Raw genomic sequence first — 22,801 nt, 5'->3', positions numbered from 1 at the left:
CCATGCGCCGCTGCCTGTTGCCCCTGCTGCTCCTGACCCTGCTGGGCACCATGCTGGTCTCCCTGTCCCTGGGACGCTATCCCCTGCCCCCGGGAGAGGTGCTGCACTTCCTGCTGCACCAGCTGGACCTGGGAGAACTGGAAGCCCAGCGCCAGGCCCTGCTGCACAACCTGATCGTGGACATCCGCCTGCCCCGGGTACTCACCGCCGTCCTGGTGGGCGCCGCCTTGTCCATTTCCGGTGCCGCCTACCAGGCCGTGTTCCGCAACCCCCTGGTGTCGCCGGGCCTGCTCGGGGTGCTCCCGGGCGCCGCCGCCGGAGCCGCCCTGGGCCTGGTGTTCTCGGACAGCTGGTGGATCATGCAGGTGGGCGCCTTTGCCACCGGCTTCCTGGCCGTGGCCATCGGCGTCGGCATCGCCGGCCTGTTCGGCGGTTCCCTGGTGATGCTGGTGCTGGGGGGCATCATCAGCGGCGCCCTGTTCACCGCCCTGCTCTCCCTGGTCAAGTATGTGGCCGATCCCTACAACCAGCTGCCCGCCATCGTCTACTGGCTGATGGGTAGCCTGGCCACCGCCGAGCTGCCCGACCTGGCCCGGGTGGCCATCCCCATGGGGCTGGGCATCCTCCTGCTGGCCAGCCTGGGCCGGGCCCTGGATGCCCTGTCCATGGGGGAAGACGAGGCCGCCACCCTGGGCCTGCCGATCCGGCGCGTGCGTTACGGAGTCATTGCCCTGGCCACCCTGATTTCGGCCCTGACCGTTTCCCTGGCCGGGGTGATCGGCTGGGTCGGCCTGCTGGTGCCCCACATCGCCCGGCTCATCACCGGTCCCGGCAACCGCCTGCTGCTGCCCGCCAGCGCCTTGCTGGGCGCCATCTTCCTGCTGCTGGCCGACGGCCTGGCCCGCAACCTGGCCGAGACGGAAATCCCCATCGGCATCGTCACCGAGCTGCTGGGCATCCCGGCCTTCCTGCTGGTGCTACACCGGGCCCGCAAAGGCTGGGTATGAAGCTCGAAGCCCGGCACCTGGCCTTTGCCTATCGCCAGCGCCTGGTCCTGGACGGCATTTCCCTGAGCCTCAAGCCGGGCCAGGTGGTGTCGCTCCTGGGCAGCAATGGCGCCGGCAAGAGCACCTTGCTGCGCCTCCTGCTGGGCCTGCTGAACCCGGCCCGGGGCGAACTTCTGCTGGACGGCAGGCCCCTGGGACAGTGGCCCCGCCGCCAGTTGGCCCGGGAGCTGGCCTACGTGCCCCAGATCCACATCACCCCCTTTCCCTACTCGGTGATGGAGGTGGTGCTGCTGGGGCGCCTGCCCGCCGGCAGCCTGTTCCGCGCCCCTTCCCGGGAGGACCGGGAGATCGCGGCGGCGGCCCTGGAGCAGGTGGGCATCCCGCACCTGGCCGGGCGCCCCTACACCGAAATTTCCGGCGGCGAACGCCAACTGGCCCTGATCGCCCGGGCCCTGGCCCAGGGTGCCCGCCTGCTGATCATGGACGAACCGGCCACCGGGCTGGACTACGGCCATCAGCTACGCCTGCTGGAACGCCTGGGGCAACTGGCCGCCGCCGGCTACGGCGTGTTGATGAGCACGCACCACCCGGAACACGCCCTGCTCGCCTCCACCCGGGTCCTGCTCCTGGAAAACGGCCGCATCCGCGCCGCCGGCCCCCCGGAGCAGGTGCTCAATCCAGCCAATCTGCAAGCCCTCTACGATATTTCCCCCGGACTGCTGCAGCGGGCCCTGAGCGGCTGGCAGCGGGCCACAAGCAGCTGGCAGCGGGCCCTGAGCGGCTGGCAGCGGGCCCGCCCTCCATTTCACCCCCCACCAAGGAGTTTTTCCATGTGTCAGAACCCCACCTCCCAACCTGAAGTCCAGGCCCCGTCCCCCGCCAGTTGCAGCTGTGCCCAGCAAGGGCGGGCGGCCCTGGGCCGGGTGGTCCCGGCCAGCCACGAGCTGGAAATGCCGGAAGTGCACTTTCCCGGCCCTGCCATCCTGGCCGGCCTGGGCGCCGAGGGATTACGCCGGCTGGTACGGCACCACCACGCCCTGCTCCGGTCCAGCCGCATCGGCCACCTGTTCACCCCCGACCCGGAGCAGTTTGCCATCCTGGTGGAGCGCATCGCCGACTACGTGGTGGAAACCTGCGGCGGCCCCGAGGATTTCAGCCAGGCCCACGGCAACACCTGCATGCGCACCCGCCACTTCCCTTTCAGCATCGACGAACAGGCCCGGGAGGCATGGCTGGAAAAACTGCTGCAAGCCATGTGCGATACCGATTTTCCCCAGGCCCTGCGGCAGGAATACTGGACCTGGATGGAGGCCTTCTCGATACGCATGATCAACCGCCGCACCACCAAAGCCCAGCCCCTGCGCCTGAGCTACGCCGAAGCTTGCGCCCGCTTTCGCGCTCAAAGCGCGGGCGCAAGCTGAATCCAGCCCTCCGCCCTGACAAAAAGTAAAAGATGAACGCACCTGGCTGCCACTTATCTTGGGGTGGCCACGGTAATACACTGGCGCCCTCGTCATCAGGGGAATTGCCATGCTTGCCGCTTTCACGCAGATCATCCTTTTCCAGCTGGCGGGTGAAATCATCACCCGGGGCCTGGGCTGGCCCATGCCCGGCCCCGTACTGGGTCTGATGCTGATGTTTGCCTTCCTGCTCATCAAGGGCGGGCCGGGCGAGGAACTGCAGCAGACTTCCCAGAACCTGCTGCAACACCTGTCGCTCCTCTTCGTTCCGGCGGGCACCGGCCTGCTGCTGCACCTGCATACCCTGGCAAAAGAATGGCTGCCGCTCAGCGTCGCCCTGGTGGGCAGCACCCTGCTCGCCATGGCCGTCACCGCCCTGGTGCTGAAGTGGCTGGCTCCCAAGGGAGAACAGCCATGAGCCCGCAACTCCAGGCAATCTGGATGTATCTGGCGGCCTCGCCGCTCCTGGGGCTGGCCCTGACCCTGCTGGCCTACCAAGGCGCCCTCTTCATTTACCAGCGCTCCGGCAATCATCCCCTGGCCAATCCCGTGCTGCTCGCCGTCGCCTTTTTGATGCTGCTGCTGCAGGCCACCGGCACTTCCTACCAGACCTATTTCGACGGAGCCCAGTTCGTGCACTTTCTGCTCGGTCCCGCCACCGTGGCCCTGGCCGTGCCCCTCTACCGCCATTTCCGCAAGGTCCGGGCCATGCTGCTGCCGCTCCTGGCCGCCCTGCTGGCGGGCTCCCTCACCGCCATCGTCTCGGCCATGGCGATCGGCAAGCTGCTGGGCGCCAGCCCGGCCACCATTCTTTCCCTGGCCCCCAAATCGGTCACCACCCCCATCGCCATGGGCATCGCCGAAGGCATCGGCGGCATCCCTTCGCTCACCGCCGGCATGGTGATCGTGACCGGCATTTTCGGAGCCGTGGCATACCCTTACCTGTTCAACCTGATCCGGGTGCGCGACCCCGCCGCCCAGGGCTTTGCCATCGGCTTGGCCGCGCACGGCATCGGCACCGCCCGGGCGATGCAGATCAATCCGCAGATGGGCGCCTTCGCGGCCCTGGCGATGAGCCTCAACGGCCTGCTCACCGCCCTGCTGATTCCGCTCCTGCTGCCCTTCATCAAGAACACCTTGTGAGCCAACCGCGTACCCCCACAAGGTGGATTCTGACCGGTCCCACGCGCTTGCTGCCGGCCACAGGTCGGCTCAGGTTCCCACCATCCCACTTAAGACGGCATAATCCGCCCTCGATACCAGAAATGCTTCCAGGGAGAAACGGGACATATGCGTCTCAATTCCAAGATTTCGCTGTTTTTCCTCGCCATTGCGGCGACCCTGGTTGCCGTCCTGGTGGCGATCAGCCTGTATGCCTTTCGCAGCTTTTCGATTGCCAGCGCCACCGAGCACATCCGCACGGCGGCGGAAATCGTCCGGGTTCACCTGACCGAGTCCATGATCAACGGCGTGATCGACCAGCGCCAGCAATTCCTGAAGCGTCTGACTGAAGTCCAGGGGCTCAAGTCCGCCTATGTCATCCGCTCGCCCCTGGTGGATCAGCAGTTCGGCAAGGCCAGCAAGGGAGAAGTGCCGCCCGATGAGATTGAACAGCAGGTGCTTCAGGACGGCCAACCCCAATTTCGCGTCATCGAAAATGGCGACGACCTGATTTTCCGGGGCACCATTCCCTACATCGCCAGCGCCCGGGGCCTGCCCAACTGCCTCCAGTGCCATCAGGTCCGGGATGGCGACGTGCTCGGCGCCGTCACCATGACCATGTCCATCGCCCCCCTGCGCCAGCAGGCCATCCTCACCGTGGCCGGCATCGTCGGGGCGGTGAGCCTGTTCGTGCTGTTGTTGTTCGTGCTGCTGCGTCATTTGCTGCGCCCCATTTCGGATACGGCCAATGCCGTGGAAGAGGCGGTGCACCAGGCCATCGAAGGCAACTTCAAGGGCCATGTCAACAAGCAGACTGGAGATGAGATCGGCCAGATCGCCTTTGACATGAACCGGCTCCTGGCGTTTCTGGATGAAGGCCTGAACCGTATCGGCCGGGATGTGGCCCAACTCACCGGCCGCGCCCCCAAGCCTGGCGAAAACCTGCTGACGGCGACCATCGACATGGTCGAAGGGCTCACCAAGGCCTCCCACTTCAAGCAGGCCATCGAAGAGGACGAGGCCAAGATCGAGGTTTACCAGCGCCTGGCCGCCACCCTCGAAGACGAATTCAAGCTGACGGAGTTCTCCATCTACGAGGTGGCCCACGACAAGAACGAGATGAGCACCCTCATCGTCGACGGGACCCTGAACGCTCCCTGCCGCTGGTGCAATCCCCATATCCTCGACCGCCCGGAAACCTGCCGGGCCCGCCGCACCGGCCATCTGGTGGATGGCATCGTCCAGCCCGACATCTGCTATGCTTTCAAGCCTCCGGCCGAAGGGGGGGATTATGGTTATTTGTGCTTTCCCATCATCCAGTCCGGCGTGGTGGGCAGCATCGTGCAGCTGGTGGTCAGGGGGGAAGACAAGGAGCGTGTCGAGGCCGCCCTGCCCTATATCAACGTCTACCTGCGCGAAGCCGCCCCGGTGCTGGAAGCCCGGCGGCTCATGGAAAGCCTGAAGGAATCCACCCTGCGCGACCCGATGACCGGCCTCAATAACCGCCGCTTCCTGGAAGAGTATGTGGAGACCCTGGTTGCCAACGTGCGCAGGAAGCGCAGCCACCTGGCGATCCTGATGCTGGACATGGATTACTTCAAGATGGTCAACGATACCTACGGCCACGATGCCGGCGACAGCGTGCTCAAGGCCGTTGCCCAGATCATGAAACAGGCCGTGCGGACCTCCGACATGGTGATCCGCTACGGCGGCGAGGAATTCCTGATCGTGCTGCAGGACACTTGCGGCGACAGCGCCTTCCAGGTGGCAGAGAACATCCGCCTGGCGGTGGAAAAGCTGCGCATCAATGTCGGCGGCACCGTGCTGCAGAAGACCATCTCCATCGGCATGGCCGACTATCCAGACGACAGCGACACCTTCTGGCAGACGGTCAAATTTGCCGACGTCGCCCTGTACCGGGCCAAGGAAACCGGCCGCAACCGGGTCGTACGCTTCGTGCCGGAAATGTGGACCGACAAACACGAGTACTGAATCCATGCCACCGCGCCGCCTTCTACCCCTCCTGCCCTGGCTCCTTGCCTGGCTCTGCCTGACCCCCACCGCAAGCTCGATCGCCCAGGTCGGCGTGGAGGTTGAAGAGCCCTCCTCCCTGCGCGAGCTGGTGCCCGCCGCCGAACTGGAACGGCAGTCCAGCCAGGAATACCGGCAGCTGCTCCAGGAGGCCAGGTCCAAGGGCGCCCTGGCCCCGTCCAACCATCCCCAGCTGCAGCGCCTGCGCGGCATCGCCCAGCGGATCATCCCCCACGCGGGGCGCTTCAACCCGAATGCGGCGCGCTGGAAATGGGAAGTGAATTTGATCGGCTCGAAGCAGATCAATGCCTTTTGCATGCCGGGCGGCAAGATCGCCTTCTACACCGGCCTCATCGATCGGCTCAAGCTCACCGACGACGAGATCGCCATCGTGATGGGCCACGAGATCGCCCACGCCCTGCGCGAGCACGCCCGGGAACGCATCGCCAAGTCCCAGATCACCGAGCTCGGCGCCGGTCTGCTGGGCAGCTTGATCGGCAACGGCCGCTATGCCGATGCCTTCCGCTTCGGCGGCGACATGCTCACCCTGAAGTTCTCCCGGGACGACGAAAGCGAAGCCGACGTGGTGGGCCTGGATCTGTCGGCCCGGGCCGGCTTCGATCCTCGCGCCGGCATCACCCTGTGGCAGAAGATGGAACAGGCAAGCCAGGGCGGCGGCATTCCCTGGTTCTCCACCCACCCTTCGGGAGAGAACCGCATCGCGGAAATCGAGGCGCAGCTACCCCGCGTCATGCCCCTCTACGAAGCGGCCCGCCAGCGCCGCAGGCCCTGATACCGGCCCTGATACCGGCCCTGATACCGGCCCTGATACCGGCCGGGGCCGGGCCCGGCATCCGCTTGCCCCTGGCGCCGGGAGCGGATTGCCAACACCCGGAGGCCGGGGCGGAGCGGAGCGGTTAGCGCAGTTCCCCTGCCAGCAGGCGCCGGGCCACGCCCTGCTTGCTGGCCCGCTCCAGCAACTCGGCGAAACGGGGAAAATCCAGGCCATGGCGGGCCTTCAGTTCCTTGGCCAGCTGGTGCAGGGTGCGCCAGCGGGGATCGAAATTCCTGGCCTTGAAGGCATAGAGAATATGGTTGCCATCCTCGGGCACCGAAACCACGATCACCTGATCGTCAAACACCGTCATCACCTCGCCCACCAGCCCCGCATAGCTGCCAGGCTCGCCGGCCAGATTCACCACCAGGACGCCGTTACCCGAGAGCTTGTCCCAGGCATTCTGGAAAAACTCGCGCTTGGCCAGTTCCGGCGCAAAACCTTCCTTGTCGAAGGTATCCACCAGCAGCACGTCGATCCCCTTTTCGGCGTCTTCCACATAGGCGGCGCCGTCTCCCTGGAGAATGCTCAGGCGTTCGTCGTCAGGCGGCACCAGGAACAATTCCCGGAAGGCGAGCACATGGGGACTCAGTTCCACGGCGGTGAGATGAGTGCCGGGCAGGCGCCGGTAGCAGAACTTGAGCAGGGAACCGCCGCCCAGGCCCAGTAGCACCACCCGCCTGGGGCGCCCGTGAAAGAGCAGGAAGGCCATCATTTTCTGGGTGTAGCGCAGATCCAGGCTGTCCGGCGTCTTGATCCGCATGGCACTCTGCATCAGGCGGGTATTGAAGTAGAGATAGCGCAATTGCCCGTCATCGAGCACGAAGGGCTTGTCGTAGCTTTCGTCCAGCAAGCTGGCGCGCAGGGCGCTGGCGGAAGCATGGGGCGGCTCCAGCAGTTTCAGGGTGCCCACTTCGGTGTCGAAGGGGCTGGGCAGATCGAAATAGATCACGAATGGATCACGATCCGGCAAGCCTGCCGCTCATCCAGCCACCTGCCACCTGCCACCTGCCGCTCATCCAGCCTCCAGCCACATACCCAGCCACAACATGGCACATCGGCGGCTTCATTCAGAAGCCCCGGCTCATCCGGGTATAGGCCGCCAGGGCCTGGGCGACGTAGGCCGGCGGCATGGCCATGTCGCCCTGAGCCGATGCCGGCTGCCGGGAAGCCGGGTTGCCGGCAATGAAATTCATGACCCGGTCAAGGTCGACCTGGCGATCGGGGATCAGATCATTCTGGGCATCTGGCATTTTGGCTGACTCGAAAAAGTCCTTGCTGAATTGCTGAAGGGTATTGACGGCCTCCTCACGGTTTGCCGCCAGGGCTTGCTGACGCCGGGCCGGGTCGAGGGACAGCAGATTGCGGTCCGGATCGATGCCCGGACCCAGCCCGGCCAGGGCCGGCATGCGGGCCAACTGCAGGTTCAGGGATTTTGCAAAGTCCAAGGCCGCAAAGTCCAAGGTTGCAAAGTCCGAGGCCGCAAAGTCCCGTCCTTTCTGGGCGCTGGCCAGCCCCAGGGAGGACAGCACCCCGTTGCTGACGCCGGGCAAGTTGGACAAATTGGACAAATTGGACAAGCCGGACAGATTCTTGATATTCCCCAGACTGGACATGGCGCCACCTCCTGCACAAGCGTCGCAGCTGACCGTGATTGGCGCCGCTTGCCAACAGAAAAGCAACTTCCTTGCCAGCTCGATCCTGAAGGAACAGGCGCTTTGCGCCCCGGGCAAAACGGGTCAAGCGGCAAGTTCCGGGCAATGCCGGGGCAAAAACTTCCGCCCCGGCAAATTCCGGCAGGGCCCCTTATTTGCAGGGCCCCTTATTTGCAGGGCCCCTTACCCGCAAGCCCCCTTACCTGTTCAAGCCCCTTACTCCTTACCGACGCGCCGGCAGTTTGTTCGGGGCGCGGGGCGGCAGCTTGTAGGAGCTGGGCGTCTGGACGATGCGGGCACCCTGGCGCGAGGGATCGGCGCGCCTGGCCGTGATTTCCAGGGCAGTGGAGCGCGGCGGCAGGGCTTCCTGGCTCACACTGGCCTTGGCATAGCGGGCGCGCAGCGCGGCGATATTACGGTCGATCTGTTCCACGGACAGCCCCTTGGCCATCAGCTGCCGACGCGCCTGAATCAGCTTATCCAGATCTGCCGGGGCCTTTTCCGAACGACTGTCCTGGCCCCAGGACTCTTTGGGTTGATTGGCCGCCACCATGAATGCTTCGGGGCTGCCGATCAGCCTGGCAATGCCGATCTGATTGAAGCGCATGGCCCATTCCATCGCTCCGTCGCCCCAGTCGTTGCGGGGCGCCTTGTCAGCCCCTTTTTCAATCAGCAACTTCGCCACCCCCGGCTTGCCATCATAAATCGCCATCATCAGGGGGGTCGAGCCATTGGGGCTGCGGGCATCGATGTTGGCGCCCCGCTCCAGCAGGTAGCTCACCAGCTCCTGATGCCCGGAAAAGGCGGCGTAATGCAGGGCCGACCATTGCCCCGGGGCCCGGTTCAACTCGGCGCCCCGCTCCAGCAGCCAATCCACCAGCTGACGGTTGCCCTTCCAGGCCGCCAGCAGCAGGGCCTGCTCTCCGGCACTATTGACCAGATTCACATCGGCGCCCCGGCTGTAGAACAGTTCCATCAGGGCCAGATTGCCCTCCCAGGCCCCGATCATCAGGCCGCTCCCCACCCGGTCGGCCATGTAATCGGGGGGCAAACCCTGATCCAGCCAGGCCTTGGCCTGCTCGATATCCCCCAGTTCCATGACGACACCAAAGCGGACGGGATCGGGTGGGGTAAAATCAGCCGCCCCCTGCTGCCCGCTGGCTGTCAGCACCCGTTGCCAGAAGCCGGCATCTTCCGCCCAGGCGGTGCCCAGCGGCAGAAGCGCCAACAGCGCCAACAGGATGGCCGGGGCTCCTGAATACTTGAATGACGGCAGACCTTGCATGCTGATTCCTTCCTCGCAAACTGAACCCCCCGAACCGATCCTGGCGACCAGGAATGGAGGAAGGAAGATTTTCGCATGAAGTCAGCCCATTCACCCCTATTACTGGCCCTGGCGCTCTCTCTGGCCCTGCATGCCCTGGGTCTGCTGGGTCTTCCCGGTCTGCCGACAGCCGGCACCCCGCCCCCCCGGCCAGCCCTGACAGCCAGCCTCAGACCGCCGCCGGCCCCCGAGCCCGCTTCCTTACCCCTGCCTGACCTGAAACTGGACGAGCCGCCCTCCGCGGCAAAGGAATCTCCTCAAGCCCCCCCTCGACACTCCGAGCCAGTGCTCAGGCAAACCCTCGGGCAAGCCCCCCGGCAAGCGCTCAAGGCGCCGCCAGCGTCGCGCAATAAAGCCCCGGAGTCCCAGGACCCCCTGACCCGGGAAGCCCTGCGACAAATGGCGGCACTGGCGGCCCAGGAGGATTTCTATCCCCGGGAGGCGATTCGCCAGGGCATCGAAGGAGAAGTCTGGGTACAGATTTTCCTGGACGGAAACGGCCACGTCATAGCCGCCCGCATCGACCGCAGCAGCGGCCACCCCAGCCTCGACCAGGCCGCCCTGCGGGCCGCCCGCACCCTGCGCAGCCTGCCCGGCAATGGTCTCGAAGAAGCGGTTCTGCCGGTGCGCTTCCGCCTCGAATGAGTCGCATGAAGCGGGAAGCCGCGATGCTACAATGCCCGCCAACCTTGATTTCCCGCTCCCGCCATGCGTCTTTTCACCCTGATCGCCCTGGCTTGTCTGCTGGGGCCTGGACTGCCGGCCTGCTCTTCCAGCAGGAACCTGATTCAGGCCGAAAGCCCGCACCCGCATGCCCGCTACAGCGAAGCCCCGATTGCCGGCAATTTTCCCGCCGTCACCCAGGCCAAGCTCCAGGCCGGCCAGCACTGGCAGGCGATCGCCCAGGACGCGGCCCGCAGCCTGGGGCAGAGCCTCTCGAAAAACCAGCGCTGCAACCCCGGCCTTCATCCCTGCCGTCCGATCCATGTGGAGGAGCCCGAGTACACCACCGAATTTTCGCGGGCTTTCGTAAATGCCCTGATCACGGCGCTGGTGCAGCAAGGCATCAATGTTTCCCAGGCCCCGGACGCCGCCCTGCTGCTGCATCTCGATGTGCAGCCGGTACGCTTTGCCCCCGACCGGCCGCAGTACCGCCACGCCGGCCTGGCGCGGGAACTGGGCCCCGGCATCTGGGCCTTGCAGGATGTGACCGAAATCAGCCCCCGGGACCTGGACAAGCATCCGAACCCCCCGGATACCCTGCACTGGTTCCGCACCGAATTCGCCGCCGGAGCCACCCCCCGGACCGAAATCGTCCTTACCCTTTCCGTCATGGACGGCATCCGCTACGCCGCGCGCAGCACGAACGTCTATTACGTGGCGGAATCCGACCTGCCGCTCTACAACCAGGAAATCTGCTCCCTGATCCGCCCCTGCCTGGAAGAAACCGCCACCCTGGACGGCAGCCCCATTCAGGCGGTGCGCAAGGGCAGCCTGACCCTCATCGGTGACTGCCCCCTGGATAAACCGTGCTGCCCGCCCGGCCAGCCCTGCCCGAGCGCCCCATGAAACGCCGCACCCTGCTCGGCGCCGGCGCCGGCCTCATCCTCACCGCCTGCGCCGGCAACCGCCAGCCGCGCCACTACAGCGGCGTGTCCTATGACAGCGTCGCCCAGAGCGAGCTGATCGCCAGCAATTACAAAGCCGCCGATGCACTCCTGACCCAGGCGGGAGCCCAGCTTGCGCCGCCATACCCGGTCATTGTCGCCACCCTGGTCAATATCAACGCCCTGGAAGCGTCTTCTCCCCTCGGCCGGCTGATCTCGGAACAGGTCGGCGCCCGCCTGACCCAGCATGGCTACCGGGTGGTGGAGCTCAAGATTCGCCAGAAGCTCTACATGAAGCGCAACGAAGGCGAACTGATGCTGACCCGGGAGATCAAGGACATTGCCCGGCAGCAGGATGCCCAGGCCGTCGTGATCGGCACCTACACCGAAGGAGCGGACCGGGTCTTCATCAACCTGAAGCTGACCCAGATCGAGACCAACATCATCCTCGCCGCCGTGGACTACGCCCTGCCGCTGGACATGAATGTGCGCACGCTGCTGCGGCGCCCCGAAACCACCTGAACCCCCTGAACCGCCTGAAACACCTGAACCGCCTGAACCGCCCGAACCCCCTGATCCGCGCCGATCATCTTTCCGCCCGTGACGGCCCCACCCGGGCGCTTGGCCGGCCGGTTACTGGACGCTGGGCGGGGCGCTGGGCGGCGGGAAAACACCGGTCAGGCCACGCAATCGACGTGGTAACGGCCTTCGCCATCCTTCACGAGGCCATGCACATCGGTCTCGAAACCGGGGAAACGCAGGTTGAAGTCCCGGGCAAACTGCAGGTAACGCACGATGGTGCGGTTGAAACGTTCGCCCGGAATCAGCAGGGGAATGCCAGGCGGATAGGGGGTGAGCAGCACGGCAGTGATGCGGCCCTCCAGGTCATCGATGGCGACCCGCTCGATTTCCCGATGCGCCATCCTGGCAAAGGCGTCGGCGGGGCGCATGGCGGGCTCCATGCTGGACAGGTACATCTCGGTGGTCAGGCGGGCCACGTCGCTTTCCTTGTAGACCGCATGGATCTGCTTGCACAGATCCTTGAGGCCCACCCGCTCGTAGGGGGGATGCTTGGCGACGAACTCGGGCAGCACCTTCCACAGGGGATGGTTCTTGTCGTAGTCGTCCTTGAACTGCTGTAGCGCCGTCACCAGGGTGTTCCAGCGGCCCTTGGTGATGCCGATGGTAAACATGATGAAGAAGCTGTACAGGCCGCATTTCTCCACGATCACCCCATGCTCGGCCAGATACTTGGTGACGATGGCGGCGGGAATGCCGCGCTCGGCAAATTCACCATCCACATCCAGGCCCGGCGTGATGATGGTGGCCTTGATCGGGTCGAGCATGTTGAAACCTTCGGCCAGATCGCCAAAGCCGTGCCAGCGATCGCCGGGCTTGAGCATCCAGGCTTCCCGCTCCTCGATGCCTTCTTCGGACAGATCATCCGGGCCCCAGACCTTGAACCACCAGCCTTCGCCCCATTCTTCATCCACCTTGCGCATGGCGCGGCGGAAATCCAGGGCTTCCATGATCGACTCTTCCACCAGGGCGGTGCCGGCGGGGGCTTCCATCATCGCCGCCGCCACGTCGCAGGAAGCAATGATGGCGTATTGCGGCGAGGTGGAGGTGTGCATCAGGTAGGCCTCGTTGAACACATCCCGGTCCAGGTGATTGTTCTCGGCGTCCTGCACCAGAATCTGGGAGGCCTGGGAGAGCCCCGCCAGCAGCTTGTGGGTGGACTGGGTGGAGAACACCATGGATTCCTTGCACCGGGGCCGGTCGGCACCGATGGCGTGGTAATCGCCATAAAAATCATGGAAGGCGGCGTGCGGCAGCCAGGCTTCGTCAAAGTGCAGGGTGTCGATCTTGCCGTCCAGTTCTTCCTTGATCGCCTCGACGTTGTAGAGGATGCCGTCGTAGGTGGACTGGGTGATGGTCAGCACCCGGGGCTTGCCCTTGGCCTGGCTGGCGAAGGGGTGGGCGGCAATCTTGTTCTGGATGTTTTCCCAGGAAAACTCGGATTTGGGAATCGGGCCGATGATGCCGTAGTTGTTGCGGGTCGGCATCAGGAACACCGGGATCGCTCCGGTCATCATGATGGCGTGCAGGATGGACTTGTGGCAGTTGCGATCCACGATGACGATGTCGCCCGGGGCCACGGTGGAGTGCCAGACGATCTTGTTGGAGGTGGAGGTGCCGTTGGTGACGAAATAGAGGTGATCGGCGTTGAAGATGCGCGCCGCGTTCCGTTCGCTCGCCGCCACCGGGCCGGTGTGGTCGAGCAGTTGCCCCAGCTCTTCCACGGCGTTGCAGACATCGGCACGCAGCATGTTCTCGCCAAAGAACTGGTGGAACATCTGGCCTACCGGAGATTTCAGGAAGGCCACGCCGCCGGAGTGGCCGGGACAGTGCCAGGAATAGGAGCCGTCGGCCGCATAGTGGGTCAGGGCCCGGAAGAAGGGCGGCGGCAGGGAATCCAGATAGGCCTTGGCTTCGCGCTTGACGTTGCGGGCGATGAATTCCGGCGTGTCCTCGAACATGTGGATGAAGCCGTGCAGCTCGCGCAGCACATCATTGGGAATATGGCGGGAAGTGCGGGTTTCCCCGTACAGGAAGATGGGAATGTCCGAGTTACGCAGGCGGATTTCCTGGACGAAGGCGCGCAATTCGGCGATGGTTTCCTCGGGTTCCTGCAGCAGTTCCTCATCGTCGATGGAGAGGATGAAGGTGGAACCACGGCTTTGCTGCTGGGCGAAGGAAGTCAGGTCGCCATAGCTGGTGACGCCCAGGACCTCCATGCCCTCTTTTTCGAGCGCCTCGGCCAGAGCCCGGATGCCGAGACCGGAAGCATTCTCGGAACGAAAATCTTCGTCGATGATGATGACGGGAAAATGGAAACGCATGGCAGGGCCCTCGGATTGCAGGCGTTGATCAGGAAATGGCATGGTGGGACGACCGTGTCGATGAAGCCATCGATTGTCGTCCCGCCGGATGAAGGAAAAATGAAATGCTTCAGATTTTAGGCAGGGTCACGCCGACCTGACCTTGATACTTGCCGCCTCTATCCTTGTAGGAAGTTTCGCAAATCTCGTCGGCCCCCAGGAACAGCACCTGGGCACAGCCCTCGCCGGCATAAATCTTGGCCGGCAGCGGCGTGGTGTTGGAAAATTCCAGGGTCACATAGCCTTCCCACTCGGGCTCGAAGGGCGTCACATTGACGATGATGCCGCAGCGGGCATAAGTGCTCTTGCCCAGGCAGACCGTGAGTACATCCCGGGGAATGCGGAAGTATTCGACGGTACGGGCCAGGGCGAAGGAATTGGGCGGAATGATGCAAAATTCGGCTTCGATTTCCACGAAGGACTTGAGATCGAAATTCTTGGGGTCCACCACGGTGGAATTGATGTTGGTGAACACCTTGAATTCCCGCGCACAGCGGATGTCGTAGCCGTAGCTGGAGGTGCCGTAGGAGACGATCTTCTGGCCATTCACCTCGCGTACGAGAGTGGGCTCGAACGGCTCGATCATGCCGTGCTGCTCCGCCATGCGGCGTATCCACTTGTCTGACTTGATAGTCATGATGAAGGCGCCCTGCCACAAAAAACAAAGGCGGGATTCTACCCGCCTTTGGGCAAGGAAATGGCGAAAAAAATCAGTCGTTCTGCACCACGATGGAGGGAAATTTCGAGGTCATGTCCCGGGCCCGCTCCGCCACCTTCACCGCCACCCGGCGGGCGATGCTGCGGTAGATTTCCGCTGCCCGGGAATCGGGCGCCCCCACCACCGTGGGCTTGCCGCCATCGGCCAGTTCGCGGATCTGGATGTCCAGCGGCAGACTGCCCAGGAATTCGGCGCCATAGTCGGCACACAGCTTCTGCGCCCCACCCTCGCCGAAGATCGGTTCCGCATGGCCGCAGCTCGAACAGATGTGGATGCTCATGTTCTCGACGATGCCGAGGATGGGAATGCCCACCTTCTCGAACATCTTCAGGCCCCTCCTGGCATCGATCAGGGCAATGTCCTGCGGCGTGGTGACGATCACGGCACCCGTCACCGGCACCTTCTGGGACATGGAAAGCTGCACATCGCCCGTGCCAGGCGGCATGTCCACCACCAGGTAATCCAGTTCCTTCCAGTTGGTCTCGGTCAACAACTGGTCCAGCGCCTGGGCCACCATGGGGCCGCGCCAGACCATGGGCGTCTCCACATCCACCAGAAAGCCGATGGACATGACCTGCACGCCGTAGGCCTCTAGCGGTTCCATGCTGTTACCGTCGCGGGATTCGGGCTGCTGCCCGGCCAGGCCCAGCATCTGCGGCTGGGAGGGGCCGTAGATGTCGGCATCCAGGATGCCCACCCGGGCCCCTTCGGCGGCCAGGGCCAGGGCCAGATTGACAGCAGTGGTACTCTTGCCGACGCCGCCCTTGCCAGAGGCCACGGCAATGATGTTCTTGACCCCGGGCAGGAGCTTCACGCCGCGCTGCACCGTATGGGCGACGATCTTGCTGGACACATTGACGGAAACCTTGCCAACGCCGGGAATGGCACGGATGGCAGCAACCACCGCCTTGCGGAGGGCCTCCTCCTGGCTTTTCGCCGGGTAGCCCAGTTCGATATCGAGGCTCACGTCGGCACCATCGAGCTTGATGTTGCGGGCAGCCTTGGTGCTGATGAAATCCTTGCCCGTATTCGGGTCTGTGATGGACTGCAGGGCAGCTTGCACTGCCTCCAGGGTTACTGCCATGATCTATTCTCCGGTGAATGGGTTGGGGCGGCCAAATCCGACTTATTCGCTCAAGTTTAATGAAGTCCCACCTTAATTGCCACCCACCCCAGCCCTTTTCGAGTTCTCCCGCCATGGCCCTGATCGAAACCCACGTTGCCGAAGGTATCGGCACCCTCACCCTCAACTACAGCATCAAGCGCAACACCCTTTCGGAAGCCATGATCGGTGAAATGAGCCGCGCCCTGACCAATCTGCAAAAGGATGGCATCCGGGTGCTGATCCTGCGCGCCTACCCCGGCGCCAAAGTCTGGTCCGCCGGCCATAACGTCCAGGAACTGCCCCTGGGAGGTCACGACCCCTTGGGCTGGAAAGACCCCCTGCGGCAAATCATCCGGGAGATCGAGTGCTTCCCCACCCCGGTGATTGCCTTGATCGAAGGCAGCGTCTGGGGCGGCGCCTGTGAACTGGTGTTCGCCTGCGACCTGATCGTCGCCACTGCCGACGCCACCTTCGCGGCCACCCCGGCCAAGCTCGGCGTCCCCTACAACGCCTCGGGCCTGCTCACTTTCATGAACGCGGCCACCCCCCAGATCGCCAAGGAAATGCTATTTACCGGCCGCCCCATCGCCGCCGCCCGACTGGAACGTCTGGGCATCGTCAATCATGTACTACCCAAGGAGGAAATAGAAAGTTTCGTGCATGCCCTGGCCCGCGACATCTGCCACAACTCCCCCTTGTCGATCGCCGTCATGAAGGAGCAGATGCGCATCCTGAACGGCGCCCACAGCCTCTCCCCCGCCGACTTCGAGCGTATGCAGGGCCTGCGCCGGGTGGTTTACAACAGCAACGACTACCAGGAAGGCATCCGGGCCTTCAAGGAAAAACGCAAGCCCCTGTTCCGCGGCGAATGAGGCAACTTCCACGATTGAACCTGTTTCCGGCAGTCAAAGCCATGCCACCCAGCGGCAAGCAGGACTGGAGGCCGGCGCACTTGTGCAGGTTAACAAGATAAGCGCGAGACCGATAACGTGGCCAGATGCGTTCATAGCGCGAATCGCCATAGGTCTGGTAGGCACGGCGCAGCAGATGGGCAATGGCGGAGCCGCAAACATCCCTGTTGGCCTTGCATGGCCGCCTGTAGCGGAGAAATTTCACGCGGTACCGGCCAGCACACACTTTCCGGAACCACGACGAATGAAGCGAAGCCCCCATCGAAGTCGACCCCTGGATAACGCGTATGGGGACATACATGCGACCAACCACGTCGACATGTATAGCAGACCCCACAAGGAAGATGGCTCTCCAGGCTGACCCGCATTCCGGGCTTCAAGCCCTTGACATCGGGTCCGACCTGCTCAATCACGCCGCTGACCTCATGGCCAAGGACGGTGGGTAGTTTCATCCGTTTCGCAAAGTCGCCCCATTTGTAAATCAGCAAGTCAGTCCCGCAAATTCCAGCTGCTTCAACTTTCAGCAATACGTTGCTACCGTGAACTTCTGTTGGAGCGGGCACATCATCTACGGATAGACCGCCGTGCCCAGGTGTAATTTTTCTTATCGCCAGCATCATTTTTCCTCTATGAAGATCAAAGGTTATAGATGTCGATTACGGTCGGAATCAAATCGTTCATTACAATGATCTTCTTGGCTCCAATGCGGAAACCACTACCCTCTTCCAGAAGTCGGTAATGGTAAGTCCCATAAAAGGTCGTGGTTTCTCCATTCCTGAAAGCATGACTGACCCAGTTTGCGGTTACTCCATACCCTTCTGGCACTTCAGTGATCTGGATATTGCTGACAATATGACAGGTCCGGGGAAGCGGTGTCGATGCTGAAGACAAACCGGTTCGGATTCTGAATACGCGATCTTCCAGCCCGCTACGATTGCTGTAGAACATCAAAGACATTTCGCTTTGGGGATCCGTGGTTGTTACATATTCCGAGTCCCATGCAGGAACCCAGAATTCCACCCCTTCGGCAAACAGCGACAGCCAGTTATCCCAGTCTCGGTCATCCAGGTAACGCATCTCTGCAGAAATGAAATCCTGTACGCGAATCCTCGTTTCGACGGTAATGGTCATGATTACTCTCCTTTAAACCCCATCAATTCAAGCCACCTGGAATGTTGTGCCATGAAAATCCCTTCATCTTCAATCTTGACACCGCTGCTTGCTGGGTGAATGCCCAATTCTTTTGCGAGATCGTCAGGACCCTTGATTTCGTGAGCCATGCCTCTCGACATATCGCTCCAGCGCTCAACTGCATATGCGCGGCACCCCTTCTGGACTTCGGAGAATTCCGTCAGGTCATCCGGGGTTGCCATGCCGCTTGCATTGAAGAAATCTTCATATTGCCTGATCCGGTGCGCCCGGGCCGCCGGCTCCTCACCCTTGGGGGCGAAGCAATAAATCGTCACCTCGGTTTTATCGACCGCAATCGGCCTGAATACCCTGATCTGACTGCTGGTCTGGTCCATGAAAAATACGTTGGGGTAAATGAGCATATTCCTCAATCTACCGACAGCCCATTCCGCTTTGGCTTCACCGATACGTGCCTTGAGTTCATCTTTTACCGGGAAAAGAGGCCGGTCCTGAGGGTTCGTCCAGTCCGACCAGATGATCGTGTGGCCATTTCCCAGGTCGTAGTAACCGCCTCGGGCATTCGGGAGGTCGCCTACGTTCATGGCCTTGGTCTTTTGACCTTTGGTAGTGGAACTCGCCCGGTGTTGCAGCGTTTGAACATAGTTTCCATGCGTGGCGGCAACGTGATAACCATCCACACCATTTTCAGCCTGGAGCTTCCAGTTGCCATTGAATGTATAGGTGGAAACTCCCTTGAGCACTTCCAATCCGCCAGGTGACTCCTCCACCAGAATATCGATGAATGCCTTGGCATCTGCAAGGTAATCTTCTATCGGCTCCGCTTCATCATTCAGGGTTACAAAAATGAAGCCTTTGTAGTTCGCAACTCTTAGACACCGGAGGCCCAGTTTCTTCTTGTCAAAACCTTCGGGGTAGCCGGCATTTTCCTCATTCAACGGCGCTATCAAGGAACCGTTATCATCAAAAGCCCAGCCGTGAAACGGGCAGACGAAATTGGCACGCGTTCCTTTTGAAACACGGCAAATCGTTGCCCCCCGGTGCGTACATACATTCACGAAGGCGTTGATTTCCCCCTTCTTGTTACGATTGATGACCACAGGCACACGACCGACCCACCGGGTAACGAACGAGCGCGGTTTGCTGATTTCACTTTCGTGAGCGGCATACACCCAAACCTTTTCCCAGATCCTTGAAAATTCAAGCTCGAAAAACTCAGGGTTCGTAAATATTTCACGACTGACCCGCCGCGGCCCAGATTCAGCACAATCCACAAAAGGGATTTCATGTTCTGACGTTGTCATTCCTTACTCCTCCATCAATTGGTCGCAGCTTACTGGAATGCAAAATCTGCATTCAAACAAACAGAGTTATAGGCGCTCAATTCAAATCAGCCCAAACAAAACCATCTATTACATAAGCCTTATAGGTCTTGATCGGTATCGTACATGGATATTTGCACGGCGCGCCACTTCTGATATCAAATGTACCGCCATGAAAAGGGCAACTCACCTCTCCATTCGGGAACACCTCTCCATCGGTAAGGGAAGCATCTCCGTGAGTACAGGTATCATCGGTAACAAAAAACTCGTCGCCCAGGCGGAACACCGCCAGCGGGGGAGTTCCATTTCGCTCGATCTTTGCTCCAAAATCCTCCTCTACCTCATCACACGCAATCAGTTTTACCAATTTCTCTTTTTCGATTTGTTCCATGAATCTCAATCCTGTCAGGTGTATACCTCAGTAAAAGCAGAGTATGGCTCACCCGAATGGAATAAGATTCCACGCCACAAACTTTCTTCGGTCCAGGTATTGACAGGACGATCCGGTTGCGCAAGGTAGCCCAACCCCGCAAAGGTCTCATTTCTATTTCCACTTGGATCAAAGAAATAAACCGTCTCACCGCGGGTAACACCGTGCCGGGTCGGCGCAAGGTCAATTTTGACCCTATTTTTGCCCATTACATCGGCTGCTTTCAATATGTCATGCCACGAATCGAGGAAAAATGAAATATGATGCACACCGGCCCTTGGACCCGGCAAAAATGCGATGTCATGCGGCTTGGTGGCTCTGAAAAGAAATGCTAGCGCCTGGATGGATGCATCGGGTCCAACCAAACCCTGCTCGCTCATGTAGAAATCCAGGCAATTCATGAAAAACTTCACATTGTCGGCAATGTGGTTGATCCCGGCTTCTGGATTCAGTTCGCAGACGAGCGCTATATGATCGAGCCACTTGACGCCTGCGCCCCTGATATTGTCTGGCCAGGGATCAGGATTACGGGAGCCGACCTCTGTTCCAACGCACTCTTTCTCTGCATACAGCCTCATTTCGTGGCCGCTGGGAATCGTGAATCGAAGCATCCGCCCCGTCGCTGGCAGTTCTCCTGCCGGTAGCAGGTCTGTCTTGATGCCGTATGACTCGATCCGCTCTTGAAGAAGATCAAGATCGCCATCTCTTTCAACTTTATAGGCGATGTGATTCAAGCCGGCTTGATCGGACGGCGTCAAAATGAGCGAATACTTGTCCCATTCATCCCAACATTTCAAATACACATTGCCATCTGCATCCTCATGTGTTTTTTTCATGCCCAGCACCATTTCATAATGCTTGAGTGCTGAACCAATATCCATTACGCGCATGCTGGCATGCCCGATCCGTAAAACTCCCATTTACGCTTCCTCCTTCGTTATATGCTTCAAACGGCTTCTACCCTCATCTTCTTCGCTGGCCTGCCAAAGAAATGCCAGGGATTTATTGATTGCCCTGGATAGAACCTCGATCTCCAATGCCTCGACAGGTGCAATTCTGCAGGCGAGATAGACCTTTTGCTCTTCCTCCTCTACTGAAATATGTGCCCGGCTCATGGGGCCAAGTTCGTGAATCGCTCCTTGCCGAATCCTGATCTTGCAGACGCCACATCCTCCACCGAGACAACCGACAGGAATCCCCTTGCAACCAAGACGCAACATGCCCTGCAACAGGGTTTCGTTTTTGCGACAGATATACTGGGCTTCTCCTCCTCCGATGATCGTTACCGGGTACCCGGCTTGAACAGGATCGTCATGTTCGGCTTTTGATTTGTGTATTTCCGACATGTTTACCGACCTGACTTAAGCAGTTCCCGAACACTGATTTCAGCGTTGGCGAGCGATGTGGGGCTCACCTTGATTTCAGACATCACCATGCGGCTCAACACAGTGAAATCCTTGCTTGCATCGATCGCTACCGCCGCCAGAACTTTCCCATCCTGCAAGCGAACCAGGAAGGCGGGCTGCCCTGAAGTCAGATCACCGCGCCAGACGTACTCACCAGGCCCATGGATATCTCCAACCATCTGTATGCGGTGGCCGGCGATCTCGGTCCAGGAAGTGGCAACCTGAGGCATCGGGTGGCACTCTCCCAACATGGCCAGGGTGGCCGTTTCCGCCTGTTGTTGGGCATTGATATATGTTTCGAGTGAGCGCCGGCCGCCATGCTTTAGCGGCCATGCCGCTACGTCACCTGCAGCGTAAATTCCATCGCATGATGTTTGGCCACAGGCATCCACCACGACACCTGATTCGCAAACGACTCCAGCGGTACGCAGCAATATGTCGTCCGGCACTCCCCCAATACTTGAAAGGATCATGTCGGCAGGAATCTCCCGTCCATCAGACAACATCACCGAACGGACACACTGATCCCCCGCAATTGATTCGACTTGTGCCCGCCGTTCGACCCGGACCCCCATGGCCTGAAGTTGTTCTCGGCACCAGGCTCCAACTTGCTGGCCCAGAACACGTGTCAGCAGTTCATCCGCACACTCGAGGATGGTGACTTCAAGCCCAGCTTTGCGTGCGGTGGTCGCAACCTCACAACCAATCAAACCCCCACCAAGGATTACGAGGGATCGTCCTGCTTTGAATGCCTCCAGCAATGAAATGCAGTCATTTACGTCACGCAGCCGGTACACTCCCTTCAACTGTCCGCCTGTTACAGGTACGGCGCGCGGCCGGATACCCGTGGCAAACAGCAGGCGGTCGAATCTCAAAACCAATCCGGATTGAAGGGTTACGCGACGTTCCTTGGCGTCAATTGCGACGGCCCCGTCGCCCAGGTGCAGATTTATCTTTTCATTCTCATACCATGCTGCATCCATCAACACGGGAGGCAATTCAATTTTTCGCCCGAGCATGTCTTTTGATAGCGAGGGGCGGTCATAGGGCAGATAGTTTTCATTAGCGACCAAATGAATGTGCCCACTGTAGCCTTTATCCCGCAGGGTTCTTGCAGCGGTCGCTCCTGCGAGACCGCCTCCAACTATCACGATATCATTTATCATCTGGATTTCTTTCGCACTAAAAGCATGGCGTCAGCACCGGGAATGCAATTCCCGCCGCCGAGATTTTTGTTATTCATTTTGTTATTCACTTACCGCTCCTCCAGTGATTCATCCGGTTTTCTTCAAACGCTGAAGCTCTTGTTTCTGCCGCTGCATTAACCCGACTTTGCGACCTGACTTTGCGACCTGACTTTGCGACCCGACTTTGCTGCCGGCTTGCCGGCCAGCCTGATTCGGTCTGCTCCTGCCTCCACGCGGCGCGGCCACGGGGCGCGATCAGGGCAGGCGGTACTGGCCGCCTCGTTGGGAACCGCTCGCTGAAACTCCGGCGGTGGGCCCGGGAGACAAGCGAATCAGCACGGATCTGACATGCCGGCACAAAGCACCTCCTCAGATGAACTTGAGGCTCACAGAGCCCAGATGCTGGATACGCAGATTGATGTGGTCGCCGGGCTTGACGGCCACGGCTTCGGTGATGCCGCCGGAAAGGATCAGGGTACCGGCGGGAACTTCTTCGCCCCGGGCGCCCAGATGATTGACCAGGGCCGCGACCGCAGCCGCGGGGTGGCCCA

23 protein-coding genes and 1 pseudogene are annotated in these 22,801 nt (G+C 61.2%); 10 read left to right on the top strand and 14 right to left on the bottom strand.

The features are described from left to right. The first annotated feature begins 2 nt into the window (after nucleotides 1-2). The 6 genes from WBH99_RS08855 to WBH99_RS08830 all read left to right on the top strand — a co-directional run bounded on the left by WBH99_RS08855 (nucleotide 3) and on the right by WBH99_RS08830 (nucleotide 6,452). Entirely contained in the window at nucleotides 3-1,007 is a 1,005-nt protein-coding gene (locus WBH99_RS08855) for a FecCD family ABC transporter permease (RefSeq protein WP_424219717.1), read from the top strand. Continuing rightward, nucleotides 1,004-2,428: an ATP-binding cassette domain-containing protein gene (locus tag WBH99_RS08850; RefSeq protein ID WP_424219716.1), complete on the top strand. Its 1,425-nt coding sequence runs from the start codon at nucleotides 1,004-1,006 to the stop codon at nucleotides 2,426-2,428. The genes WBH99_RS08855 and WBH99_RS08850 overlap by 4 nt, the downstream gene beginning before the upstream one ends. A gap of 109 nt (nucleotides 2,429-2,537) precedes the next feature. Next, the gene (locus WBH99_RS08845) at nucleotides 2,538-2,885 is read left to right on the top strand and encodes a CidA/LrgA family protein (RefSeq protein ID WP_424219715.1); all 348 of its coding nucleotides are present in this window, start codon (nucleotides 2,538-2,540) and stop codon (nucleotides 2,883-2,885) included. Further along, nucleotides 2,882-3,610: an LrgB family protein gene (locus tag WBH99_RS08840; protein ID WP_424219714.1), complete on the top strand. Its 729-nt coding sequence runs from the start codon at nucleotides 2,882-2,884 to the stop codon at nucleotides 3,608-3,610. Before WBH99_RS08845 ends, WBH99_RS08840 begins: the two co-directional genes overlap by 4 nt. 147 nt (nucleotides 3,611-3,757) lie before the next feature. Continuing rightward, nucleotides 3,758-5,620, top strand: coding sequence for a diguanylate cyclase (locus WBH99_RS08835; RefSeq protein WP_424219713.1), 1,863 nt, complete (start codon nucleotides 3,758-3,760; stop codon nucleotides 5,618-5,620). Between the two features lie 4 nt (nucleotides 5,621-5,624). Further along, a complete protein-coding gene (locus WBH99_RS08830) occupies nucleotides 5,625-6,452 on the top strand; it encodes a M48 family metallopeptidase (protein WP_424219712.1) in 828 nt (275 codons plus the stop codon). 124 nt (nucleotides 6,453-6,576) lie between these two features. Here the strand turns inward: WBH99_RS08830 and WBH99_RS08825 are convergent, their stop codons facing one another. The 3 genes from WBH99_RS08825 to WBH99_RS08815 form a co-directional block, all read right to left on the bottom strand. Next, nucleotides 6,577-7,446 (bottom strand): spermidine synthase-like protein, encoded by an 870-nt coding sequence (locus tag WBH99_RS08825; RefSeq protein WP_424219711.1) that lies wholly within the window; start codon nucleotides 7,444-7,446, stop codon nucleotides 6,577-6,579. A 118-nt stretch (nucleotides 7,447-7,564) separates the two neighbouring features. After that, nucleotides 7,565-8,110 carry a hypothetical protein gene (locus WBH99_RS08820; RefSeq protein ID WP_424219710.1) on the bottom strand — a complete coding sequence of 182 codons (546 nt, stop codon included), beginning with the start codon at nucleotides 8,108-8,110 and terminating at the stop codon, nucleotides 7,565-7,567. 262 nt (nucleotides 8,111-8,372) lie between these two features. After that, complete coding sequence (locus WBH99_RS08815; RefSeq protein ID WP_424219709.1) at nucleotides 8,373-9,434, bottom strand: ankyrin repeat domain-containing protein; 1,062 nt, start codon at nucleotides 9,432-9,434, stop codon at nucleotides 8,373-8,375. Between the two features lie 75 nt (nucleotides 9,435-9,509). On the opposite strand from WBH99_RS08815, the gene WBH99_RS08810 reads away from it, so the two are divergent. The 3 genes from WBH99_RS08810 to WBH99_RS08800 all read left to right on the top strand — a co-directional run bounded on the left by WBH99_RS08810 (nucleotide 9,510) and on the right by WBH99_RS08800 (nucleotide 11,602). Further along, on the top strand, nucleotides 9,510-10,118 hold the full coding sequence (locus WBH99_RS08810) for a TonB family protein (RefSeq protein WP_424219708.1): 609 nt from the start codon (nucleotides 9,510-9,512) through the stop codon (nucleotides 10,116-10,118). Nucleotides 10,119-10,181: 63 nt separating this feature from the next. Further along, nucleotides 10,182-11,042 (top strand): hypothetical protein, encoded by an 861-nt coding sequence (locus tag WBH99_RS08805; protein WP_424219707.1) that lies wholly within the window; start codon nucleotides 10,182-10,184, stop codon nucleotides 11,040-11,042. Then, the gene (locus tag WBH99_RS08800; protein WP_424219706.1) at nucleotides 11,039-11,602 is read left to right on the top strand and encodes a FlgO family outer membrane protein; all 564 of its coding nucleotides are present in this window, start codon (nucleotides 11,039-11,041) and stop codon (nucleotides 11,600-11,602) included. Before WBH99_RS08805 ends, WBH99_RS08800 begins: the two co-directional genes overlap by 4 nt. A gap of 155 nt (nucleotides 11,603-11,757) precedes the next feature. On the opposite strand, the gene WBH99_RS08795 is transcribed toward WBH99_RS08800, so the two are convergent. The 3 genes from WBH99_RS08795 to apbC form a co-directional block, all read right to left on the bottom strand. After that, nucleotides 11,758-13,983 carry an Orn/Lys/Arg decarboxylase N-terminal domain-containing protein gene (locus WBH99_RS08795; RefSeq protein ID WP_424219705.1) on the bottom strand — a complete coding sequence of 742 codons (2,226 nt, stop codon included), beginning with the start codon at nucleotides 13,981-13,983 and terminating at the stop codon, nucleotides 11,758-11,760. Nucleotides 13,984-14,092: 109 nt separating this feature from the next. Continuing rightward, nucleotides 14,093-14,659, bottom strand: a complete 567-nt coding sequence (gene dcd / locus WBH99_RS08790) for a dCTP deaminase (RefSeq protein ID WP_424219704.1) — start codon at nucleotides 14,657-14,659, stop codon at nucleotides 14,093-14,095. 73 nt (nucleotides 14,660-14,732) lie between these two features. After that, nucleotides 14,733-15,824, bottom strand: a complete 1,092-nt coding sequence (gene apbC / locus WBH99_RS08785) for an iron-sulfur cluster carrier protein ApbC (protein ID WP_424219703.1) — start codon at nucleotides 15,822-15,824, stop codon at nucleotides 14,733-14,735. Between the two features lie 113 nt (nucleotides 15,825-15,937). Here apbC and scpB point away from each other — a divergent pair, with 113 nt between their 5' ends. Continuing rightward, nucleotides 15,938-16,717: a methylmalonyl-CoA decarboxylase gene (scpB, locus tag WBH99_RS08780; protein ID WP_424219702.1), complete on the top strand. Its 780-nt coding sequence runs from the start codon at nucleotides 15,938-15,940 to the stop codon at nucleotides 16,715-16,717. Nucleotides 16,718-16,848: 131 nt separating this feature from the next. Here the strand turns inward: scpB and WBH99_RS08775 are convergent, their stop codons facing one another. The 8 genes and pseudogenes from WBH99_RS08775 to WBH99_RS08740 form a co-directional block, all read right to left on the bottom strand. After that, on the bottom strand, nucleotides 16,849-17,373 hold the full coding sequence (locus WBH99_RS08775; protein WP_424219724.1) for an alcohol dehydrogenase catalytic domain-containing protein: 525 nt from the start codon (nucleotides 17,371-17,373) through the stop codon (nucleotides 16,849-16,851). Nucleotides 17,374-17,392: 19 nt separating this feature from the next. Beyond that, the gene (locus WBH99_RS08770; protein ID WP_424219701.1) at nucleotides 17,393-17,887 is read right to left on the bottom strand and encodes an aromatic-ring-hydroxylating dioxygenase subunit beta; all 495 of its coding nucleotides are present in this window, start codon (nucleotides 17,885-17,887) and stop codon (nucleotides 17,393-17,395) included. Between the two features lie 2 nt (nucleotides 17,888-17,889). Continuing rightward, on the bottom strand, nucleotides 17,890-19,209 hold the full coding sequence (locus WBH99_RS08765) for a Rieske 2Fe-2S domain-containing protein (protein WP_424219700.1): 1,320 nt from the start codon (nucleotides 19,207-19,209) through the stop codon (nucleotides 17,890-17,892). 76 nt (nucleotides 19,210-19,285) lie between these two features. Beyond that, nucleotides 19,286-19,618 (bottom strand): non-heme iron oxygenase ferredoxin subunit, encoded by a 333-nt coding sequence (locus WBH99_RS08760; RefSeq protein ID WP_424219699.1) that lies wholly within the window; start codon nucleotides 19,616-19,618, stop codon nucleotides 19,286-19,288. 14 nt (nucleotides 19,619-19,632) lie between these two features. Next, on the bottom strand, nucleotides 19,633-20,577 hold the full coding sequence (locus WBH99_RS08755) for a catechol 2,3-dioxygenase (RefSeq protein ID WP_424219698.1): 945 nt from the start codon (nucleotides 20,575-20,577) through the stop codon (nucleotides 19,633-19,635). Further along, nucleotides 20,578-21,003 (bottom strand): 2Fe-2S iron-sulfur cluster-binding protein, encoded by a 426-nt coding sequence (locus WBH99_RS08750; protein WP_424219697.1) that lies wholly within the window; start codon nucleotides 21,001-21,003, stop codon nucleotides 20,578-20,580. Nucleotides 21,004-21,005: 2 nt separating this feature from the next. Next, nucleotides 21,006-22,229, bottom strand: coding sequence for an NAD(P)/FAD-dependent oxidoreductase (locus tag WBH99_RS08745; RefSeq protein WP_424219696.1), 1,224 nt, complete (start codon nucleotides 22,227-22,229; stop codon nucleotides 21,006-21,008). A gap of 390 nt (nucleotides 22,230-22,619) precedes the next feature. Then, nucleotides 22,620-22,801 (bottom strand): annotated as a pseudogene (locus WBH99_RS08740) (4-oxalocrotonate decarboxylase); the annotation flags it as partial.

The sequence above is a fragment of the Azovibrio sp. genome (assembly GCF_049658005.1).
In the GTDB taxonomy this organism is placed as follows: Bacteria; Pseudomonadota; Gammaproteobacteria; order Burkholderiales; family Rhodocyclaceae; genus Azovibrio.
This window is presented reverse-complemented; position numbering and strand designations above follow the sequence as displayed.

What these genes read in the sequence shown, in the direction of transcription:
- WBH99_RS08855 (WP_424219717.1), top strand. Translation starts at nt 3, where the DNA reads ATGCGCCGCTGCCTGTTGCCCCTGCTGCTCCTGACCCTGCTGGGCACC.
- WBH99_RS08850 (WP_424219716.1), top strand. Translation starts at nt 1,004, where the DNA reads ATGAAGCTCGAAGCCCGGCACCTGGCCTTTGCCTATCGCCAGCGCCTG.
- WBH99_RS08845 (WP_424219715.1), top strand. Translation starts at nt 2,538, where the DNA reads ATGCTTGCCGCTTTCACGCAGATCATCCTTTTCCAGCTGGCGGGTGAA.
- WBH99_RS08840 (WP_424219714.1), top strand. Translation starts at nt 2,882, where the DNA reads ATGAGCCCGCAACTCCAGGCAATCTGGATGTATCTGGCGGCCTCGCCG.
- WBH99_RS08835 (WP_424219713.1), top strand. Translation starts at nt 3,758, where the DNA reads ATGCGTCTCAATTCCAAGATTTCGCTGTTTTTCCTCGCCATTGCGGCG.
- WBH99_RS08830 (WP_424219712.1), top strand. Translation starts at nt 5,625, where the DNA reads ATGCCACCGCGCCGCCTTCTACCCCTCCTGCCCTGGCTCCTTGCCTGG.
- WBH99_RS08820 (WP_424219710.1), bottom strand. Translation starts at nt 8,110, where the DNA reads ATGTCCAGTCTGGGGAATATCAAGAATCTGTCCGGCTTGTCCAATTTG.
- WBH99_RS08815 (WP_424219709.1), bottom strand. Translation starts at nt 9,434, where the DNA reads ATGCAAGGTCTGCCGTCATTCAAGTATTCAGGAGCCCCGGCCATCCTG.
- WBH99_RS08810 (WP_424219708.1), top strand. Translation starts at nt 9,510, where the DNA reads ATGAAGTCAGCCCATTCACCCCTATTACTGGCCCTGGCGCTCTCTCTG.
- WBH99_RS08805 (WP_424219707.1), top strand. Translation starts at nt 10,182, where the DNA reads ATGCGTCTTTTCACCCTGATCGCCCTGGCTTGTCTGCTGGGGCCTGGA.
- WBH99_RS08800 (WP_424219706.1), top strand. Translation starts at nt 11,039, where the DNA reads ATGAAACGCCGCACCCTGCTCGGCGCCGGCGCCGGCCTCATCCTCACC.
- WBH99_RS08795 (WP_424219705.1), bottom strand. Translation starts at nt 13,983, where the DNA reads ATGCGTTTCCATTTTCCCGTCATCATCATCGACGAAGATTTTCGTTCC.
- dcd (WP_424219704.1), bottom strand. Translation starts at nt 14,659, where the DNA reads ATGACTATCAAGTCAGACAAGTGGATACGCCGCATGGCGGAGCAGCAC.
- apbC (WP_424219703.1), bottom strand. Translation starts at nt 15,824, where the DNA reads ATGGCAGTAACCCTGGAGGCAGTGCAAGCTGCCCTGCAGTCCATCACA.
- scpB (WP_424219702.1), top strand. Translation starts at nt 15,938, where the DNA reads ATGGCCCTGATCGAAACCCACGTTGCCGAAGGTATCGGCACCCTCACC.
- WBH99_RS08775 (WP_424219724.1), bottom strand. Translation starts at nt 17,373, where the DNA reads ATGCTGGCGATAAGAAAAATTACACCTGGGCACGGCGGTCTATCCGTA.
- WBH99_RS08770 (WP_424219701.1), bottom strand. Translation starts at nt 17,887, where the DNA reads ATGACCATTACCGTCGAAACGAGGATTCGCGTACAGGATTTCATTTCT.
- WBH99_RS08765 (WP_424219700.1), bottom strand. Translation starts at nt 19,209, where the DNA reads ATGACAACGTCAGAACATGAAATCCCTTTTGTGGATTGTGCTGAATCT.
- WBH99_RS08760 (WP_424219699.1), bottom strand. Translation starts at nt 19,618, where the DNA reads ATGGAACAAATCGAAAAAGAGAAATTGGTAAAACTGATTGCGTGTGAT.
- WBH99_RS08755 (WP_424219698.1), bottom strand. Translation starts at nt 20,577, where the DNA reads ATGGGAGTTTTACGGATCGGGCATGCCAGCATGCGCGTAATGGATATT.
- WBH99_RS08750 (WP_424219697.1), bottom strand. Translation starts at nt 21,003, where the DNA reads ATGTCGGAAATACACAAATCAAAAGCCGAACATGACGATCCTGTTCAA.
- WBH99_RS08745 (WP_424219696.1), bottom strand. Translation starts at nt 22,229, where the DNA reads ATGATAAATGATATCGTGATAGTTGGAGGCGGTCTCGCAGGAGCGACC.